This is a genomic window from Actinokineospora sp., from assembly GCF_050699995.1.
GTDB lineage: Bacteria > Actinomycetota > Actinomycetes > Mycobacteriales > Pseudonocardiaceae > Actinokineospora.
Map to the genome: position 1 here is coordinate 1 of NZ_JBOHGC010000134.1, position 18169 is coordinate 18169.

Sequence of the window (18169 nt, forward strand, 5' to 3'; positions counted from 1 at the left end):
GGTCCACTCCGGCGCCCGCACCTCACGGCCGCGGTCGGCGATCATCCGCAGACACTCGCGCCGGGCCGTGGTCGCCAGCCACGCCGACAGCCGCTCCGGCGAGCGGAGCGTGGGCAGGTTCTCGGCGAGGGCGATCCAGGTGCTCTGGCTGACGTCGGCCGCGTCCGCGTCGTCGAGTTTGTGGGCGCGGGCGACCCGCCAGACCAGGCCCGCGTGCCGGTCGACCAGGTCGCGCCACGCCGCCTGGTCGCCTGTGCCCGCCCGACGGACGAGTTCGGCTGTGTCCACTGGGTCCTCCCGGTGATCGTCATCGCCGGTCGGACGACGATCACCGGGCGCCGGATCCGGGTGACCCACCAACGGGGGACACCGGGAACCAACGGGAGTCAGCCGAGTTTGTGCAGCCTGCTGATCGCCTCGTCCAGGATGTCGTCCTTCTTGCAGAAGGCGAAGCGGACCAGGTGGCGCCAGCGGTCCGGGTTGTCGGTGAAGACCTGCACCGGCACCGCCGCCACCCCGATCCGACCCGGCAGTTCGCGGCACAGCTCCAGACCGTCGGTGAAGCCCAGCGGCCGCACGTCGGCGCAGACGAAGTACGTGCCCGCCGTCTGCCGCACCCCGAACCCGGCCTCCGCGAGTCCCGCGGAGAGTCGATCACGCTTGTTCGCCAGCGAGTCCCGCAGTTCCTCGACCCACGCGCCCTCGTGGTTCAGCGCGTGCGCGACCGCGGGCTGGAACGGCGCACCGCCGACGAAGGTGAGGAACTGCTTGGCCGCGCGGACCGCCGCGACCAGCTCGGCGGGCCCGCAGACCCAGCCGATCTTCCACCCGGTGCAGTTGAAGCTCTTGCCCGCGCTGGAGATCGTCAGCGTCCGCGACGCCATCCCCGGCAGCGAACCCAGCGGCACGTGCGCCAGCCCGTCGAAGAGCAGGTCCTCGTACACCTCGTCGGTGATCGCCAGCAGGTCGTGCTCGACGCAGACCTCGGCGATCGCCTCCAACTCCGCCTGGGTGAAGACCGTCCCCGTCGGGTTGTGCGGGGTGTTCACCAGGATCGCCTTGGTCGCGGGCGTGACCGCGGCCCGCAGCGCGTCGGCGTCGAGGCCGAAGCGGCCCGAGGGCTCCTCCGCCAGGGAGACGACCCGCCGGGTGGCGCCCGACATGGCGACCGACGCGGCGTAGGAGTCGTAGTACGGCTCGAAGAGGATCACCTCGTCGCCGGTCTCGACCAGGGCCAGCAGCGACGCCGCGATGGCCTCCGTGGCGCCCACGGTGACGAGGATCTCGGAGTCCGGGTCGAAGGCCGTCCCGTACCGCGCCCGCCGCGCCGCGATGGCCGCGCGCAGCTCCGGGCGGCCGGGGCCCGGCGGGTACTGGTTGATCCCGTCGGCGATGGCTTTCTGGGCTTCGGCCAGCATGGCGGGCGGACCGTCGGTGTCCGGGAAGCCCTGGCCGAGGTTGACCGCGCCGTTGCTCACCGCGAGAGCTGTCATCTCCGCGAAGATCGTCGACGTGAACGGACGCAGCCTGGGTACGAGCGTGGTTCGAGGCACGGATATGGATCCTCACGGACAATGACGTCGTGGAGCAAGTACCCGGCGAATTTGAGAAGCGGCGCGCCCTTCGACAGATGAAGCGCGTCGCCCTGGGTTTCCTGCTGGGGGCGACGGCGATCTTCATCGGCCTGACCCTCTGGCCGGACGCGCCCCCGTGGGTCGGCTACGTGAAGGCGGCCGCCGAGGCGGGCATGGTCGGCGCCCTCGCGGACTGGTTCGCCGTCACCGCGCTGTTCCGCAGGCCGATGGGGCTGCCCATCCCGCACACGGCGATCATCCCGAACAAGAAGGACGTCCTGGGCGACAGCCTCGGCGACTTCGTCGGCACGAACTTCCTCTCCGAACAGGTGGTCCGCGAACGCCTGCGCCGCGTCGGCATCGCCAACCGCCTCGGCGGCTGGCTCGCGCAGCGCGACAACGCGGAGCGGGTCACCTCCGAGCTGGCCACGGTCGTCCGCGGCGCGGTCACGGTCCTGCGGGACGAGGACGTGCAGGCCGTCATGGAGCAGGCGGTCGTCAGCCGGATCATCGGCACGCCGTGGGGGCCGCCGATGGGCAAGCTGCTGGAACGGGTCATCGGCGACGGCGCCCACCACAAGCTCGTGGACCTCATGTGCGACCAGGCCTACGACTGGGTCAAGGTCAACCACTCGCAGGTCCTCAACGTCGTCTCCGGCCGCGCGCCCACGTGGTCGCCGAAGTTCGTCGACGCCCTGGTGGCGGACAAGGTCTACGGCGAGGTCCTGTCCTTCGCCTGGAACGTCAAGACCGACGTCAACCACCCGATGCGGCTGGCCCTGGACAAGTTCCTCACCGAGTTCGCCGGCGACATGCAGACCGACCCCCGCGTGATGGAACGCGCCGAGCAGGTCAAACACCAGGTCCTCGAACACCCGGACGTGCAGACCCTCATCGGCTCGGCGTGGAGCACCGCCAAGAAGATGCTGCTCGACGCCGCCGAGGACCCGTCGAGCGAACTGCGTACCCGCGTCCGCGCGGGCCTGATGACCCTCGGCACCCGCCTGATGAACGACGAGTCCCTGCGCACCAAGGCCGACGGCTGGGTCGAGGGCGCCGCCGCCCACATCGTCCTCAACTACCGCGACGAGATCACCACCCTGATCACCGACACGGTCCAACGCTGGGACGCTGATGAGACCGCGCGCAAGGTCGAACTCCAGGTCGGCCGCGACCTGCAGTTCATCCGAATCAACGGCACCGTCGTCGGCGCCCTCGCGGGCCTGGTGATCTACACCGTCGCCCAGCTGATCAGCTGACCCCTCGCGGGTTGGTCAGCCGAGCTTGGAGCGTTCTCGCCAGGCGCGGGCTTTTTCCCGGTTTCCGCAGACCTGCATGGAGCACCACGTCCGTGACCGGTTGCGGGACCGGTCGAAGAACGCCCACTGGCACTCGTCCGCCGGGCAGATCTTCACCCGCTCCCACTCGCCGAGCACCGCCAGCCTGCTCGCCGCCGCCAGCACCGCCCCCGCCGCGTCCGGCGCGGACACCTGTGGCACGCCCCCGACCAGCGAGATCCGCACGTCGGCGGCAGGTGGGGGATCCGCGGGCGTGCCGCCGACCAGCCCGCGCAACCCGTCGCGGACAGCCCTGACCTGCGTGGGATCGCCCGCGGTCAGTCCGCGCGAGGCCAGCCAGGCGTGCCATTTCAGGTCGTCGTCGAGCAGGTCGGCGTTCTCTTCGACGTCAAGGGTGTTCAGGAAGTCGAGGACCAACTCGACGTCGTGGGTAGAGCTCACGAAAACCACTGTAGGCCCTTTACCGGTTGACGGGTCCGCGCCTAACCTACATGCTCATATCACTGGTTACGCATCTGGGAGGAAATCATGTCCGTACCCACACTCGGCTCGGTCGTCCTGGACTGTCCCGACCCGCTGGAGCTTTCGAAGTTCTACGCACGCCTGCTCGACTGGCCCGAGCCCGACGCCGCCGAGGACAACTCGTGGTCGACCATCGGCAACGGCGGCACGCTGATCGAGTTCCAGGCGGTGGCGAACTACGAGGCGCCGACGTGGCCGGAAGGCGACCGGCCGCAGCAGTTCCACCTCGACCTCAAGGTCGAGGACCTGCCCGCCGCGCACGAGCGGGCCCTCGGGATCGGTGCGAAGCTGCTCGACGAGCAGAAGACGTTCCGCGTCTACGCCGATCCCGCCGGGCACCCGTTCTGCCTCTGCGCCTGTTGATCTCCGCAGGTCACTCCTCTATTCGCACTGTGTATACACATGCGGTACAGTTCGGGTCATGTCAATCGGCCACGCCTTGCTGGGGCTCCTGGAAACAGGGCCAAGGCACGGATACGACCTGAAGCGCACCTACGACGAGCACTTCGGCGCCGACCGCCCGCTGGCATACGGGCAGGTCTACTCGACGCTCTCGCGGCTGCTGCGCAACGGACTGGTGGAGGAGAGCGGTGTCGAACCTGGGGGCGGTCCGGAACGCAGGCGGTACGCGATCACGGACGCGGGCGTTACCGACGTCGCGGAGTGGCTCGTGACGCCGGAGAAGCCGGAGATCTACCTGCAGAGCGCGCTCTACACGAAGGTCATCCTGGCTCTCATGTCCGGCCGCAACGCCGCCGACGTGCTCGACGCCCAGCGCGTCGCGCACCTGCGGGCGATGCGCGAGCTGACCGTGCGCAAACAGCGCGGCGACCTGGCCGACCAGCTCATCTGCGACCACGCGCTGTTCCACCTCGAGGCGGACCTGCGCTGGCTGGAGTTGACCACGGCCAGGCTCGCCGACCTCGGCAAGCAGGTGGCCTCGTGACCGAGCCGCTCCTGGTCGGCGCCGATCTCCGCAAGACCTACAGCCAGACCGCGGCGCTCGACGGCGCGTCGATGACCGTCGGCGCGGGGGAGATCGTCGCGGTCATGGGACCGTCCGGCTCGGGCAAGTCGACCCTGCTGCACTGCCTGGCGGGGATCGTCGCGCCCGAGTCCGGCACGGTCGTCTACAAGGGACAGACGCTGTCGGCGATGTCCGACAAGGACCGCAGCGCGTTGCGCCGCACCGACTTCGGCTTCGTCTTCCAGTTCGGTCAGCTCGTCCCCGAGCTGACCTGCCTGGAGAACGTCGCCCTCCCGCTGCGCCTGGGCGGCCTGGCCCGCGCGAAGGCCGAGGAGTCCGCCCGGGAATGGTTGGGGCGCCTGGAAGTCGACGGCGCCGCGGCCAAGCGCCCGGGCGAGGTCTCCGGCGGACAGGGCCAGCGGGTCGCGGTCGCCAGGGCGCTCGTCACCGGCCCGAAGGTGATTTTCGCCGACGAGCCGACCGGCGCGCTGGACTCGCTCAACGGCGAACAGGTCATGCGGCTGCTCATCGACACCGCGAGGGAAACCGGCGCCGCGATCGTCCTCGTCACCCACGAGCCGCGGGTCGCCGCGTACTCCGACCGCGAGGTCATCGTCCGCGACGGCCGCGCCCGCCAGGTGGAGATGGTGCAGTGAGGGCCTGGTTCAACGACCTGTTCATCGGGGTCCGGCTGGCCGTCGGGGGTGGCCGGACCTCGGTGGCCAGGCTGGTTCTGAGCACGGTCGGCATCGGGATCGCCGTCGCGGTCCTGCTCCTGGCGTCCTCGGTCGGCCCGATGATCGACGCCCGCTACGAGCGGGGAAAGCTCTCCGAGACCAGCGAGTACGGCAAGATCGAGGGCGTCGACCCGCTGATCTACCACTACCGCAGCGACGATTTCCGCGGCCGTTCGATCGAGGTCGGGTACGTCTGGCCGAGTGGGCCCACGTCGCCGGTGCCGCCGGGTCTGCGATCGGTGCCCGCGGAGGGCGACATGTACGTGTCGCCCGCCTTGGCCGACCTGCTCGCCGAACCGGGATCAGAGCTGTTGCGCGAGCGGCTCCCGTATCGCACGGCCGGTGTGATCGACGAGTCTGCGGTCATCTCACCCGACCAGACCCGCGCCATCGTCGGGGTCGGGCCGGACATCGTGGGCCACGGCCAGGAGGTCTACGCGTTCGGCGGCCCGTCGTGGGGCACGCCGCTGGACCCGGGCCTGCTTCTGTTGCTGCTCCTGGGATCGGTGGCACTGCTCGTGCCCGTGTTCATCTTCGTCGCGTCCAGCACCAGGATCGCGGGCGCGGAACGGGACCGGAGGCTCTCCGCGTTGCGGCTGGTGGGCGCCGACAGCGGCCAGGTCCGGCGTATCGCCGCGGCCGAGAGCCTGGTCAGCGCGGCGGCGGGCCTGGTGTTCGGCGCGGGGCTGTTCCTGATCGGCAGGGAACTGGCCGCGGGCGTCCGGATCAGGGATGTCAGCGTCTACCCCTCGGACATGATGCCGGTGTGGTGGATGGTGGTCCTGATCGTGCTGGCGATCCCGGTCCTCGCCGTGCTGACCGCCCAGTTCGCCTTGCGCCGCACCATCATCGAGCCGCTCGGCGTCGTGCGGTTCAGCAAGCCCGTCCGCAGGCGAATGGTGTGGCGGTTCGCCACCGTCGGTCTTGGGGTGGCCTTGCTGTTGTTCGCCGACGAACTCAGCTCCAGCAGCCAACTCTGGTCCTACGTCATCGCGACCGGCGCGACGCTCGTGCTAGTCGGCGTCCCGCTGCTGCTCCCCTGGGTCGTCGAGCGCGCGGTCTCCGGGCTGCGTGGTGGCCCGTCGTCGTGGCAGCTGGCGATCCGCAGGCTGCAACTCGACAGCGGGACGTCGGCCAGGGTCGTCGGCGGTGTCGCCGTGGTGCTCGCGGGTGCGATCGCGCTGCAATCGGTGCTGATGTCACTCTCGGTCCGCTACGACATGCCGCCAGAGCCGACGCCCGCCCCGACCCAGTCCACCGCGACGGTGATCGGCACCCCTGAGGGGATCGACAAGGTGGTCGATCACCTGCGGCGGGTGGACCCGGATCTCCCGGTCGCGAGATTCCGGGAGGTCGAGGTCATGTTCCCTGACACTGGCTTCACGACGAACGTGCGAATCGTCGACTGCAAGACGATCGAGCGCCAGCTCAAGATCACCGACTGTGCGGACGGTCAGGTCTTCGTTCATCCGTTTCGGGGTCAGAACGACAACGACGGCATGACACCCGGCCGAGTGCTCTCCGTGGTCTATTACGACCAGCAGGGCACGCAGCGGGTGCACAGCAGATGGACGGTGCCGCCTACCCGCAGGGAGCTCAAGTACTGGCCCGCCACGCTGTCGTGGGGGTTGATCACCACTCCGGCATCCGGCCCGGCAGCGCCGCCGTCCGGTATGACGTCCGGGATAGGCGTTGACACCAGTGATCCCAACTCGGTGGAACGGCTCCGTACGGCGATGGCACTGACTCGCTGGGACGTGCACATGAATCAGTGGACGGAGACCCGCTACCAGGATCCCAACCAGCAGATGTTCGTGGCCGCCCGGCGCGGGCTGCTCATCGGATCGATCTTCACGCTGCTGCTGGCCGGGACCAGCCTGCTCGTGCTGGCGCTGGAACACATCCGGGAACGCCGCCGCCCGCTGGGGATCCTCGCCGCGAGCGGGGTGCCGACCGGGGCGCTGGCCCGCTCGCTGCTCTGGCAGATCGCCGTGCCGATCGGTCTGGGGATGGTGTTGGCGGTGGCGATCGGGGTTGTCCTCGCCGCGCTGGTGATGCGGCTCTCGGGGTCGTCGACGCTGGTCGTCGACTGGGCGGGGGTGGCGACGATGTCGCTGGCCGCCGTCGTGTTGGGCCTGCTCGTCTCCCTGGTGACGCTGCCGTTCCTGCGCGGCGCCACGAGGTTGAGCTCCATGCGAACCGAATAGCCGGGGGTGGTCAGCTGGGGACCGCTTCGGGGGCGGTCCCCAGCTGACATTGTCACTCGATCAGGGCATGGGATTCCCGGTTCCCGACTCGCGCGGGCATGGTGATCAGGTGGATGAGCGGGTCAGCCCAACGTTCAAGCGCGCCCGACTGGCGCGCATCCTTCGGTCGTACCGGCTGCAGGCCCGACTCACCCTCGAGGAGGTTGCGGCCCCGCTGTTCACCTCCAACCGGGCGTTGAGCCGGATCGAACTCGGCCAGCAGGGCATCGACCCGCACTTCCTCAAGTCCATGCTCGATCTCTACGGCGTGCCTGCGGACCGGTGGCCGGACCTGGTCGACCTGTGTTTGGAGGCACGCAAGAAGGGCTGGTGGACCGACTTCGGCGTTCCACACGCGAAAGGCACCTATGTGAGTCTGGAGACGGAGGCGAGTGCGGTCTTCGATTTCTCTCTCGGGCTCCTGCCAGGTCTTCTTCAGTGCCCGGCCTATGCTCGGGCCACTCTCATCAAGTTCGGCGCCACAGCGGCCACGATCGACCGCCAGGTCGAGTTTCGGCTTGCCCGGCAAGAGCGGTTGACCGCCGATGACCCGCTGCCCTTGCACGTGGTAATCGATCAACTGAGCCTGCTTCGACCGATTGGCGGGGAACGGGTACGGATAGCCCAGTGCGATTACCTCGCGGGGATGGCCGAGCTGCCGAACATCAAGATCCAGATCCTCCCCTTGGATGCGGGCGAACACGTTGGCATGGAGGGCTCATTCACCGTCATGCGCTTTCGGCCTCGCACCGACTATCCCGACGTCGTCTATCATCAGTTCGCGGGTAGCGAGATCTTCATCGACAGCAGAGAGCGGACCGGCAGGTTCAGCCGCCTGTTCGCCGAACTTGCCGACGTGGCCCTTGGCGAGCACGACTCGGTGGACCTGCTGGTGCGGATGGCGGAACATAGAGGTGTCTGCAGTGGAGTGGCGCAAGAGCAGCCGTAGCTCATCCGATGGCACCAATTGCGTGGAGATCGGCATCTTGATCGACCGCGCGGGTGTGCGGGACTCCAAGAATCCCAGCGGCCCGGTCATGACCGTGCCTGTCGGCGCTTTCCGTGCGCTCACCGCTCACATCAACAAATAGGCCGCGCTGCCCAACCGCTCGATAGTTCCGTCCGATGGCGAGGTGTCCAGCAGGGCCGCCGCGCCCCGGCGCTGGAACCTGGTCAGAACGGCGTGGCGGATCTGCCCAGTCTCGTTCTTCGTGCCCGAGTGCCACAGGTGTGAGTTGAACAGCCAGCACGTCCCCGCCGCGCCCACCAGCGTCACCTGGTCGGGGTGGTCGTCGTGGCCGTGCGGCGGCACGAAGCCGTGGTCGAGGTGCGAGCCGGGGACCACGCGGGTCGCGCCGTTGTCCGCGGTGAAGTCCGTCAGGGCGACCACCGCGTTGCAGACCTGCCACCGGCCCGGGCCCGCGCGGTCGATGGTGTCGATGTGCAGCGCTTGGCCGCCGTGGTCGGGGGTGCTCGCCCGGTAATGCATCTCGCTGATGCGGAACTCGGGCCCCAGCTGGTGCCGGACCGCCGCGAGCAGGTGTGGGCGCAGCCAGAACGCATCGAACACCATGCCCGCTTCGAGCAGGCCGCGCAGGTGCAGGGTGCCGCCCTGCCTGCCGCTCTCGCGGAGCCGGATCTCGACGTCGGCGAGCGCCGCGGCGACCTGGTCCGGGGACAGGAATCGGTCGAACCGGCAGTAGCCGAGTTCGTCGAGTTCGCTGAGCTGTTGCGGCGCGAGCAGGTCGGCACGGACTCCCAGTTCGGCGAGCACCTCATGCACGAATTCAGGTGTAGCCCAGTGATCGGCGCCCCGCCACCGGATTCACCTGTTGGCTCCATCGCCCAAGGTCATTCTGTGTCCGGGACCACACTTTCGGCTGACTCGACGCTCACGGTGATCACCACTACAAGCGCCCGCCGGATTGTGTGGATCACCGGGATATCGCCGGTCGACCCTCGGTCCTTACGTTGGCCTCCACCCCGACGACGTGGAGGCCTCCCGATGTTCGCCCGCATCGCCTTGACCCTGGTCGGCCTGGTCTGCCTGGCGCTCACCGCCGCACCCGCCGCCGCGACTGAACACAGTGGACACTGCGCGGCCGACCGACTGCACGTGCCCGGCGCGCAGCGCCGGCTGGCCGCCTGCCTCGACGACCTCACCACCACCGGCACCGCGGTCACCGGGCACACCGTCGTCGCCGACTGGACCGGTCTGACCTCCGCGGGTCTTCCCAGGCCATCGGCTGTGCCGGGCGTGCAGGTCGACGGCCACTTCGCCGACACCTCCAGCGCCAACACCCACCACGGCTGGAACTCCGACGCCCAGTTCGTCCTGCGGCTGCCCGACCGGTGGAACGGCGGGCTGGTCGTCTCCGGCGCCCCCGGGGTGCGCAGGCAGTACGCCAACGACCGGGCGATCGCCGACCACGTCCTCGCGGCCGGATACGCGTTCGCCGCGACTGACAAGGGCAACACCGGCGTCGGCTTCCACACCGACGGGCGGCGTCCGGGTGACGCGGTGGTGGAGTGGAACACGCGGGTGACCCAGCTGACGATCGCGGCGAAAGCCGTTGTGACGCAACACTATCGCCGCCCACCCGCGCGAACACTGATGGCCGGGCTGTCCAACGGCGGCTACCTGGTGCGCTGGCAGTTGGAGAACCGGCCCGGCCTCTACGACGGCGGTGTCGACTGGGAAGGGACACTGTGGACGGACGAGGGGCCGAACCTGTTCACCTCGCTGCCCGCCGCGATCCGCCACTACCCCGCCTATGCGGCGGGTGATCCCGCCGCGCACCAGGCGATCCTGGACGCCGGTTTCGCTCCGGGATCGGAATTCCTGTGGCCGTTCCACCACCAGGTCTACTGGGATCTCACCCAGCGCGTCTACCGCGAGGAGTTCGACCCCGCCTTCGACGGCGACCTCCAGGCCGGGATCCCCTTCTGCGCCACCGGAACGCCGAACTGCGACGCGGACTACGACTACGCGGCCCGACCGAAGTCGGTGCACCGGGCGGTGGAGCGGATCTCGCTGACCGGCCGGATCCACAAGCCACTGATCACCCTGCACGGCACACTCGACGCCCTGCTGCCGATTTCGCGGACCTCGGACGTCTACGCGGACCTGGTGACCACACAGGACCGAGGCGCGCTGCACCGCTACTACCGGATCGACGGCGGGACCCATGTGGACGGTCTCTACGACGTGTACCCGGACCGGCTCCGACCGCTCGGCCCGTGCTTCCGGACCGCGTTCGACGCCATGGAGAGTTGGTTGGATGGCACCCCGCCGACCGGAACTCTTGTGCCGATATCGGCTTCTACCTGCGGGTACTCCGGAAGCTGAGCGAATATATGGGAATACGTTTACAAGTGACCCAGGTCACAAATGCCCCGTCGCGCATGCGCCCCCGGTGAGGATCCTGACGTCCCACTCCCCTGCATGGAGGACACATGACTCAGGATCGTTCTATGCGTGCGCGCACTGTGATGCTGGCGGCGACGCTCGCGCTCGGTGGCCTGACCCTCGCCGGCGGTGCCGTCGCCGACACCGGTACCGCCACCGCGGCGCTGCGCCCGGAACTGTGTGTTGGCAACCTTTCCTCCGACCGCGTCAAGCCGGGCACCGCCCCCGGCGTGGAGCGCAACGAGATCTCGCAGGACGAGGCGCTGCGGATCAACCGTGAGCTGAAGTTCAAGGTCGCGGCGCTGAAGTCGAGCGGCGCCTACGCCGCGGGCGCGACCATCCCGGTCGTGTTCCACATCATCACCGGCAACGGCGGCGTCGGCTCGATGTCCGACGCCACGGTCGCCGAGCAGATCAAGGTCCTCAACGACGGCTTCGCCGGCGCCGAGGCCCCGGGCGTCGCCGCGAACACCGGCTTCACCTTCACCCTGCAGGAGACCAAGCGCTGGTCGAACGCCACCTGGTTCTCCAAGCTGGACCGCTCCAACGTCGAGAAGCAGATGAAGACCGCGACCCGCGTCGGCGGTGCGAGCACCCTCAACGTCTGGTCGGCCGACATCGGCGGACTCGGCTGGGCGTACTTCCCGTCCAACTACACCAACAGCCCCAAGCTGGACGGCGTCGTGATCGACTACGCCAGCGTTCCCGGTGGCAGCGCGACGAACTTCGACAAGGGCAAGACCCTGACCCACGAGGCCGGTCACTGGATGGGCCTGTGGCACACCTTCCAGGGTGGCTGCACCACGACCAACGACTCGGTCGCCGACACCCCGGCGCAGTCCAGCTCCACCTCGGGCTGCCCCGTCGGCCGCGACTCCTGCGCGCTGCCGGGCCTGGACCCGATCCACAACTACATGGACTACTCCTACGACGACTGCTACAACCAGTTCACCCCGGGACAGTCGACCCGCATGTCCGACGCCTGGGCCGCCTACCGCGCGGGCAAGTAAGGCGCTGACGGCCGGCTGTGTGAGGCGGCCGGCCGTTTCCGGAGGGGGCTCGTCATCGTGACGGGCCCCTCTGGGCTGTCTAGGGCATGACGTCGTGCAACCGAAGGGCCAGCTGGATTTCCAGTGAGCGCTCGGGGGTCTGCCAGTCCTCGCCGAGCAGTGAGCCGATCCGCTCCATCCGCTGCACCACGGTGTTCACGTGTACATGCAGCACATCTTTGGCCTTGGTGAGGTTCGAGCCGCTGGCGAAGTACGCCCGCAGGGTCCGCAGCAACTCAGTGCCGCGTCGCTCGTCGTAGTCCAGGACCGGGCCGAGCGTGGACCGCACATAGGCTTCGAGATCGGTGGACTCGCCCAGCAGCAGGCCGACGAAGCCGAGATCGACCATCGACCCGCCCTGCCCGGACCGCCCGAGCGCGAGCAGCGACCGCAGGCACCTGGCCGCCTCCGCGTGCGCCTCGACCAGGGCGCTGACGCCCGCCACCGGACCCGCGGCGCCCACCGTGACCTCGGTGTCCAAAATGGACCCGAGCGCCGTCGCCATCCGCGCCGCCACCTTCCCCGGCGCGGACTCCCGGCTCAACACGACGACCTGGTCCGCGTGCACCCCGACCAGCGCGCCATAGCGCGCGGCGGCAAGCGCCAGCCGTCGGCGCGGAACCTGGTCGGCGGTGGCCACCAGCACCGCGTGCGGCTCGGTGAGATCGACGCCCAACCGCCTGCCACGGGCCAACAGCGCGCCCGGGTTGCGGTCGGGGGCGGTGAGCAGGTCGGTCAGCAGCTCGCCGCGCACTTCGTCCTCGGCCTGGGCCACCGACCGGCGCAGGATCAGCAGCAGGGCCGTCACCACGCCCGCCCGTTCGAACAGGCGCCGGTCGGCGTCGGCCAACTCGGGCCTGCCGGTGAGCACGAGGCTGCCCAGCAGCTCCTGGCCCGCGTGCACCGCGCAGACCCAGTTGTCCTGTGTGGACACCGCGCGGCCGGAGGAGCGTGACTTCCCCACGGCTTTCACCGACAACCGGGCGGACCCGGCGCCGACCCGGGCCAGCTCGACACCCGCGGCGTCGTACACGGCGATGCCGCCGTGGAGCACCTCGGCCACCGCGGCGGCGACATCGGGGACGTCGCCGCCGCGCAGGACGACGTCCATCAGCTTGTCGTGGGCCTCCTCGGCCCGGCGCATGGCGGCGTTGTGCGCGCTGATCGTCTCGTTGGCGCTGTTGAGGTCCGCCAGCGCGAGTCGGGTCTCGTCGAGCAGGTGGGCGTTGTCGATGGCGATCGCGGCGTGGTCGGCCAGTGACGCCAGCAGCGCGACCTCCTCGGCGGCGAAGTCCCGAGGGGTCCGGTCGGCGGCGTAGAGGACGCCGATCACCTTGCTGCCCAACAGCAGCGGCACACCCAGGATCGCCGCCAGACCCTCGTCGCGCACGGAGGTGTCGATCGGGTTCGTGTGCCGGAAGCGCACGTCGGCGAAGTAGTCGCGGGTCGCGTAGGGCCGGGCGGTCTGCGCGACGAGACCGCCGAGGCCCTCGCCCATGGCCAGCGTGACCTCCTGGAACAGCGCCGACACCGAGCCGTCGGTCACCCGCATGTAGGTGCGGCCCGCGACCTCGTCGTTCATCGACAGGTACGAGACGTCCACCCCGAGCAGCATCCGCGCCCGGTGCACGATCGACCGCAGCACGGCGTCGGTGTCGCGCAGCCGGGCCAGGTCGCTCGCCGTGTCGAACAGGGCCGTCAGCTCGGCCTCGCGCCGCCGGTGCTCGGCGACGGTGTGCCGCACCCGCAGCGCGTTCTCCGTGGCCTGCTCGATCAGCGCGAGTTCCGCGCCGTCGAGGCCCGACGCTCTCGCCGTCGCGGCCACCTGCGCCAACTGGTCCCCGCCCGCCCCGCGGGCGAGCAGGTCGAGCAGCGTGCGCACGGCGTCGTCGGCCATCACGGTCGCCATGGTCGCACCTCACGCAATCCCCAGGTGGAAACCCCGGGGCCACCCGTGGTGGCGGATGGCCCCGGGGCTGGTCAGGACGCGCTCGGAACCGGCTCGCGGGCCGTGCTCCCGGCCCGCTCACCCAGCGACTCGCCCTTGGACTCGCGGGCCGCGAGGACCGCGATCGTGGTGATCACGCACATCGTGACCACGTACAGCGACACCGGAATGGTGCTCTTGTACTCCCGGAACAGCGCGACCGCGATCAGCGGGGCGACGGCTCCCGCGGCGATCGAGGACAACTGGCTGCCGACCGACATCCCCGTGTAGCGCACGTGCGTCGGGAACTGCTCGGCGAAGAACGCGGCCTGCGGCCCGTACATCGCGCCGTGCAGCACCAGGCCCACGGTGGCGGCCAGGATGATGGTCGCGGGGGACTTGGTGTCCAGCAGCGCGAAGAACGCGAAGCTCCACACCGCCATGCTCACCGCGCCGATCAGGTACACCGGCCTGCGGCCGATCCGGTCGGAAAGCGCCCCCCACAACGGGATCGACACGAAGTGCACGGCCGACCCGACCAGCACCGCGTTGAGTCCGACGCCCTTGGCCATGCCCAGACCGGTGGTGACGTAAACCAGGATGAACGCGGTGATCACGTAATACGACACGTTCTCCGCCATCCGCGCCCCGATCGCGATCAGCACGCGGCGCCAGTGGCCGCGGAACACCTCGACCACGGGAACGTGCTTCTCCTCGCGCTCCGCCGCCTTCGCCTGCGCGGCCAGGAACACCGGCGACTCGGTGACGGTGAGCCTGATCCACAGGCCGATCACCACGAGGACACCGGAGAGCAGGAACGGGATGCGCCAGCCGTAGGACATGAACGCCTCGTCGGTCTGCACCGCCGCGAGCACCGCGAGAACCGCTGTGGCCAGCAGGTTTCCGCCCGGGGCGCCGCACTGCGGCCACGACGCCCAGAACCCGCGCCGCTTGTCGTCGCCGTGCTCGGACACGATCAGCACCGCGCCGCCCCACTCGCCGCCCAGCGCGAAACCCTGGATCAGCCGCAGCAGCGTCAGCAGGATCGGCGCACCCACCCCGATGGCGGCGTAGGTGGGCAACAGACCCATCGCGAACGTCGAGCCGCCCATCAGCAGCAGGCTCACCACCAGCAACTGTTTGCGGCCGATCTTGTCGCCGAAGTGGCCGAACACCAGCCCGCCGATGGGCCGGGCGAGGAACCCGATGGCGTAGGTGAGGAACGCCAGCAGCGTGCCGGTCAGCGGGTCGGTGTTGGGGAAGAACAGCTTGTTGAACACCAGCGCGGCGGCGGACGTGTAGAGGAAGAAGTCGTACCACTCGATAGTCGTGCCGATCAGGCTCGCGCTCACGATGCGCACGAACGACTTGTCGGATGCCAAGGGAGTCACCTCTTTCCGGGAGACTGGGGGATGGGACTGCGGGGATCAGGTCGGCTCACGTCGCGGTCCAGCCGCCGTCGACCGGGACCGAGGCCCCGGTCAGGTGGCCCGAGTGCGGTCCGCAGAGCCAGAGCACGAGTTCGGCCACGTCCTCGGGCTCGATCAGCCGCTTGACCGGCGCGCGGTCGAGCAGCACCCGCTCGACCACCTCGTCGGCGCCGATCCCGTGTTCGCGGGCCTGGGCGTCGATCTGGTTCTGCACCAGCGGGGTCCGGACGTAGCCGGGGCTGACGCAGTTGCTGGTCACGCCGTGCGGGGCGCCCTCGATGGCGGCGACCTTCGAGAGCCCCTCCAGCCCGTGTTTCGCCGCGACGTAGGCGGACTTGAACGCGCTGGCCCGCAGGCCGTGGACGCTGGAGATGTTGACGATCCGGCCCCAGCCGCGGGCGTGCATGTGCGGCAGGGACCGGCGGATCAGCAGGAACGGCGCGGTCACCATGACCCGCTGGATCAGGTCGAACCGCCGCGGTGGGAACTCGTGCAGGGCGGCCACGTGCTGCAGCCCGGCGTTGTTGACCAACACGTCGACGTCGGTGGGCAGGGTGTCGAGTGCGTCGGGGTCGGACAGGTCCACCCCGTGCGCCCAGCCGCCGACCTCGGCGGCGACCAGTTCGGCGCCCGGCAGGTCCCGGTCGACGACGTGCACCTTCGCGCCCGCCGCCGCCAGCACCCGCGCGCACGCCCGGCCGATCCCGCTCGCCCCGCCGGTGACCAGCGCGGAGCGACCATCGAGGGTGTGAAGGGGATCACTGCTCATGGGCGTCGACGTTAGGTTCGGCGGGCGGGCCGGAACCATGTGCGGGCAGGCCACAAAGCGGCACGTTCGGGTGTCTGATCAAGCTATGCGGACAGTGGCATGCAACTTTGCGTAGGCTGGCGACGTGATTTGTCCGAAGTGTCAGAACGCGATGCGTACGGTGGATCGTCTCGGCATCCACATCGACCAGTGCGACGGCTGCCGCGGGATCTTCCTGGACCGCGGCGAGCTTGAGCAGATCGTCGGTGCCGAGCAGCGATACACGACGGCTGCGGCCCCGCCGCCTTACCAGGGTGCGCCTGCCCCGCATGTGCCGCCCGCACAGCACTACCCGCCGCCCGTGCAGCAGCACGGCGGTTACCGGGACTCGCCTCCCGGCTACCGGGACTCGCCTCCCGGGTACGGCCACGCAGGCTACGGCGGCCACTACAAGAAGAAGCGCAAGAGCTTCCTCGAGGAGCTTTTCGACTGAACCCGATGATCTGCGCTGCCTGCGGTGAGTGGGCCGACGCACCGGTGGTCGAAGACGACGTCCTCGTCTGCGCGCGATGTGGGCATCGGGAGCCGTTCCGGCGGCTCCCGATGTTCGCCGTGACCGGACCGAGCGGGACGGGCAAGTCCACGGTCTGCCGGGGTCTGACGAAACTGCTCGGCGACCGCGCGGTCGTGCTCGAGCAGGACCTCCTGTGGATCGACGCCCTTCACGAGCCGGACGACGACTACGCGTCGTTCCGCCGAATCTGGCTGCGCATGGCGGCCACCATCCACCAGAGCGGCCGCCCGGTGGTGCTGTGCGGAACCGTCGCACCCCCACAACTGGAACACCGCCCAGAGCGCGTCCTGTTCTCGGAGATCCACTACCTGTCCCTGGTAGCCGACGACGACGTCCTCAGCAAACGTTTGCGAGCCCGCCCGCCCTGGCGCGGCTGGGACAACGAGCAACGCATCACCGACATGCTCGACTTCAACAGCTGGATCAAGAAGAACGCGGCGACCACGTCGCCGCCGATGGACCTCCTGGACACCACCACGGCCACCGTCGAAGAGACCACCAAGGCCGTCGCGGACTGGCTCCTGGCCCGCCTCCCCTGACGAGTTATCCACAGTTGTCCACAACGGCGGCTGGAGCTGTGCACAGCCAAAGTCCCTGGTTGCCCACAGCTTCCGCCAGGTTGTCAACATCATCTCTCGGGTTATCCACAGGTGGGTACTCGTTATCCACAGCCCGCGCGCACCTCTGCCTCTACCCCTTGGCTGCCGATAGACTGGCCAAGGGCAGCCCCCCAGTGGTGGGTGGGGGTTTCTGGGACGACACGGCCGATAATCTGTGCGGATTTCTGTATAGTTTTGTCATGGCCGTTTTGAAACACGCACGCGAGATCACCGTGACCGAGGCCAGCAGACGTGGTGTCGCCGGCCTCGTCGCGGACGCCGAGCACGGTGAGGCCCTGGTGGTCACCCGTCATCACCGCCGCGTGGCAGCCCTTGTCAGTGTCGATCGCCTCGCTGAGATCGAGGACGCGGCCGAGGACCTTCGCGATTTGGCACTCGTGCTGGCCCGCTCGGCCACCGACAGTGGGCGCCGCACATCCTTCGACAACGTGTTGGCGGCTTTCGGGCACACGCGGGAATCCCTCACCGCGATCGAAGACGACGACTGATCGAATGTCAGACGTCGTCTTCACCGATTCGGCCATCGATGACCTGCGTCGGCTCGGTCCCGATGTGGCACCCAGGGTGCTCAAGAAAATCCAAATCCTGTTCGACAACCCCGCGGCCGGACAGCCGCTGGGCGGCAAGCTGACCGGTTTTCGCAAGCTTGTCGTCGGCCGGAACCACTGGCGCGTCGTCTATCGCATAGACGACGCCGGGGTGGTCGAGGTGTGCGAGGTGTGGTGTGTCGGTGCGAGATCCGACGCCGAGGTCTACGCGGAGGCGACTGCGAGAGTCGCGGATGTCGCGCACAAGAATCCTGCCTTTGCCCGCCTTGCCGATGTGATCACCAGGCTGGGCAGGCTGGTCGGAGACGTGGCTGTGGAAGAGGTCCGGGAAAGTGAGCCGGTGCCGGACTGGCTCGCGCACAGACTTGTCCACTCGGCCGGGATTCCAGCGGAGCGGGTCGCCGCTCTCGATCTCGAACAGGCAGTCGACCTCTGGGAGACGTTCATGACCTCACCCCGCGACTGACCAACCAGCACAGACGTCAAGGCCCCGGTTCGATTTCTCGAACCGGGGCCTCGC

The 18169-nt window shown here is 69.1% G+C and carries 20 protein-coding genes; 13 read left to right on the plus strand and 7 right to left on the minus strand.

All coding sequences use genetic code 11. The features are described from left to right. On the minus strand, positions 1-288 hold a 288-nt coding region (locus ACRDSQ_RS07825; RefSeq protein ID WP_431420025.1), incomplete at its 3' end, for an RNA polymerase sigma factor. A gap of 98 nt (positions 289-386) precedes the next feature. Further along, positions 387-1553: a pyridoxal phosphate-dependent aminotransferase gene (locus ACRDSQ_RS07830; protein ID WP_431420027.1), complete on the minus strand. Its 1167-nt coding sequence runs from the start codon at positions 1551-1553 to the stop codon at positions 387-389. Between the two features lie 77 nt (positions 1554-1630). Here ACRDSQ_RS07830 and ACRDSQ_RS07835 point away from each other — a divergent pair, with 77 nt between their 5' ends. Beyond that, positions 1631-2833 carry a DUF445 domain-containing protein gene (locus ACRDSQ_RS07835; RefSeq protein WP_431420029.1) on the plus strand — a complete coding sequence of 401 codons (1203 nt, stop codon included), beginning with the start codon at positions 1631-1633 and terminating at the stop codon, positions 2831-2833. Positions 2834-2848: 15 nt separating this feature from the next. On the opposite strand, the gene ACRDSQ_RS07840 is transcribed toward ACRDSQ_RS07835, so the two are convergent. After that, complete coding sequence (locus ACRDSQ_RS07840) at positions 2849-3313, minus strand: CGNR zinc finger domain-containing protein (RefSeq protein WP_431420031.1); 465 nt, start codon at positions 3311-3313, stop codon at positions 2849-2851. 84 nt (positions 3314-3397) lie between these two features. Between ACRDSQ_RS07840 and ACRDSQ_RS07845 the strand changes: the two genes are divergently transcribed. The 6 genes from ACRDSQ_RS07845 to ACRDSQ_RS07870 all read left to right on the plus strand — a co-directional run bounded on the left by ACRDSQ_RS07845 (position 3398) and on the right by ACRDSQ_RS07870 (position 8435). After that, entirely contained in the window at positions 3398-3757 is a 360-nt protein-coding gene (locus ACRDSQ_RS07845; protein ID WP_431420121.1) for a VOC family protein, read from the plus strand. 58 nt (positions 3758-3815) lie between these two features. Further along, the gene (locus ACRDSQ_RS07850) at positions 3816-4340 is read left to right on the plus strand and encodes a PadR family transcriptional regulator (RefSeq protein WP_431420032.1); all 525 of its coding nucleotides are present in this window, start codon (positions 3816-3818) and stop codon (positions 4338-4340) included. After that, entirely contained in the window at positions 4337-5017 is a 681-nt protein-coding gene (locus ACRDSQ_RS07855) for an ABC transporter ATP-binding protein (RefSeq protein WP_431420034.1), read from the plus strand. The genes ACRDSQ_RS07850 and ACRDSQ_RS07855 overlap by 4 nt, the downstream gene beginning before the upstream one ends. Beyond that, complete coding sequence (locus tag ACRDSQ_RS07860; RefSeq protein ID WP_431420035.1) at positions 5014-7305, plus strand: FtsX-like permease family protein; 2292 nt, start codon at positions 5014-5016, stop codon at positions 7303-7305. Before ACRDSQ_RS07855 ends, ACRDSQ_RS07860 begins: the two co-directional genes overlap by 4 nt. A gap of 109 nt (positions 7306-7414) precedes the next feature. Further along, positions 7415-8293, plus strand: coding sequence for a helix-turn-helix domain-containing protein (locus ACRDSQ_RS07865; protein ID WP_431420036.1), 879 nt, complete (start codon positions 7415-7417; stop codon positions 8291-8293). A 22-nt stretch (positions 8294-8315) separates the two neighbouring features. Further along, positions 8316-8435 (plus strand): DUF397 domain-containing protein, encoded by a 120-nt coding sequence (locus ACRDSQ_RS07870; protein ID WP_431420122.1) that lies wholly within the window; start codon positions 8316-8318, stop codon positions 8433-8435. Here the strand turns inward: ACRDSQ_RS07870 and ACRDSQ_RS07875 are convergent. Beyond that, the gene (locus ACRDSQ_RS07875; protein WP_431420037.1) at positions 8420-9127 is read right to left on the minus strand and encodes a phytanoyl-CoA dioxygenase family protein; all 708 of its coding nucleotides are present in this window, start codon (positions 9125-9127) and stop codon (positions 8420-8422) included. The genes ACRDSQ_RS07870 and ACRDSQ_RS07875 overlap by 16 nt on opposite strands. A gap of 222 nt (positions 9128-9349) precedes the next feature. Here ACRDSQ_RS07875 and ACRDSQ_RS07880 point away from each other — a divergent pair, with 222 nt between their 5' ends. Together ACRDSQ_RS07880 and ACRDSQ_RS07885 are read left to right on the plus strand one after the other, a co-directional pair. Then, the gene (locus ACRDSQ_RS07880) at positions 9350-10693 is read left to right on the plus strand and encodes a tannase/feruloyl esterase family alpha/beta hydrolase (RefSeq protein ID WP_431420038.1); all 1344 of its coding nucleotides are present in this window, start codon (positions 9350-9352) and stop codon (positions 10691-10693) included. Positions 10694-10818: 125 nt separating this feature from the next. Next, entirely contained in the window at positions 10819-11763 is a 945-nt protein-coding gene (locus tag ACRDSQ_RS07885) for a zinc metalloprotease (protein ID WP_431420041.1), read from the plus strand. Positions 11764-11842: 79 nt separating this feature from the next. Here the strand turns inward: ACRDSQ_RS07885 and ACRDSQ_RS07890 are convergent, their stop codons facing one another. From ACRDSQ_RS07890 to ACRDSQ_RS07900, 3 genes are all read right to left on the minus strand, one after another. Further along, the gene (locus tag ACRDSQ_RS07890; RefSeq protein ID WP_431420043.1) at positions 11843-13711 is read right to left on the minus strand and encodes a helix-turn-helix domain-containing protein; all 1869 of its coding nucleotides are present in this window, start codon (positions 13709-13711) and stop codon (positions 11843-11845) included. A gap of 71 nt (positions 13712-13782) precedes the next feature. Then, positions 13783-15111 carry an MFS transporter gene (locus tag ACRDSQ_RS07895; protein ID WP_431420045.1) on the minus strand — a complete coding sequence of 443 codons (1329 nt, stop codon included), beginning with the start codon at positions 15109-15111 and terminating at the stop codon, positions 13783-13785. 55 nt (positions 15112-15166) lie between these two features. Beyond that, positions 15167-15928, minus strand: a complete 762-nt coding sequence (locus tag ACRDSQ_RS07900) for a 3-hydroxybutyrate dehydrogenase (protein ID WP_431420047.1) — start codon at positions 15926-15928, stop codon at positions 15167-15169. A gap of 124 nt (positions 15929-16052) precedes the next feature. On the opposite strand from ACRDSQ_RS07900, the gene ACRDSQ_RS07905 reads away from it, so the two are divergent. The 4 genes from ACRDSQ_RS07905 (at position 16053) to ACRDSQ_RS07920 (ending at position 18115) form a co-directional block, all read left to right on the plus strand. Continuing rightward, the gene (locus ACRDSQ_RS07905; protein WP_431420049.1) at positions 16053-16400 is read left to right on the plus strand and encodes a zf-TFIIB domain-containing protein; all 348 of its coding nucleotides are present in this window, start codon (positions 16053-16055) and stop codon (positions 16398-16400) included. Between the two features lie 5 nt (positions 16401-16405). Beyond that, positions 16406-17020 carry an AAA family ATPase gene (locus ACRDSQ_RS07910; RefSeq protein ID WP_431420050.1) on the plus strand — a complete coding sequence of 205 codons (615 nt, stop codon included), beginning with the start codon at positions 16406-16408 and terminating at the stop codon, positions 17018-17020. A gap of 197 nt (positions 17021-17217) precedes the next feature. After that, positions 17218-17589, plus strand: a complete 372-nt coding sequence (locus tag ACRDSQ_RS07915; RefSeq protein WP_431420052.1) for a type II toxin-antitoxin system Phd/YefM family antitoxin — start codon at positions 17218-17220, stop codon at positions 17587-17589. 4 nt (positions 17590-17593) lie between these two features. Beyond that, a complete protein-coding gene (locus tag ACRDSQ_RS07920; protein ID WP_431420053.1) occupies positions 17594-18115 on the plus strand; it encodes a type II toxin-antitoxin system RelE family toxin in 522 nt (173 codons plus the stop codon). Positions 18116-18169 lie beyond the last annotated feature (54 nt).

Coding starts and splice junctions, on each gene's coding strand:
- ACRDSQ_RS07910 (WP_431420050.1), top strand. CDS start 16,406: ATGATCTGCGCTGCCTGCGGTGAGTGGGCCGACGCACCGGTGGTCGAA.
- ACRDSQ_RS07880 (WP_431420038.1), top strand. CDS start 9,350: ATGTTCGCCCGCATCGCCTTGACCCTGGTCGGCCTGGTCTGCCTGGCG.
- ACRDSQ_RS07900 (WP_431420047.1), bottom strand. CDS start 15,928: ATGAGCAGTGATCCCCTTCACACCCTCGATGGTCGCTCCGCGCTGGTC.
- ACRDSQ_RS07920 (WP_431420053.1), top strand. CDS start 17,594: ATGTCAGACGTCGTCTTCACCGATTCGGCCATCGATGACCTGCGTCGG.
- ACRDSQ_RS07885 (WP_431420041.1), top strand. CDS start 10,819: ATGCGTGCGCGCACTGTGATGCTGGCGGCGACGCTCGCGCTCGGTGGC.
- ACRDSQ_RS07890 (WP_431420043.1), bottom strand. CDS start 13,711: ATGGCGACCGTGATGGCCGACGACGCCGTGCGCACGCTGCTCGACCTG.
- ACRDSQ_RS07850 (WP_431420032.1), top strand. CDS start 3,816: ATGTCAATCGGCCACGCCTTGCTGGGGCTCCTGGAAACAGGGCCAAGG.
- ACRDSQ_RS07835 (WP_431420029.1), top strand. CDS start 1,631: ATGAAGCGCGTCGCCCTGGGTTTCCTGCTGGGGGCGACGGCGATCTTC.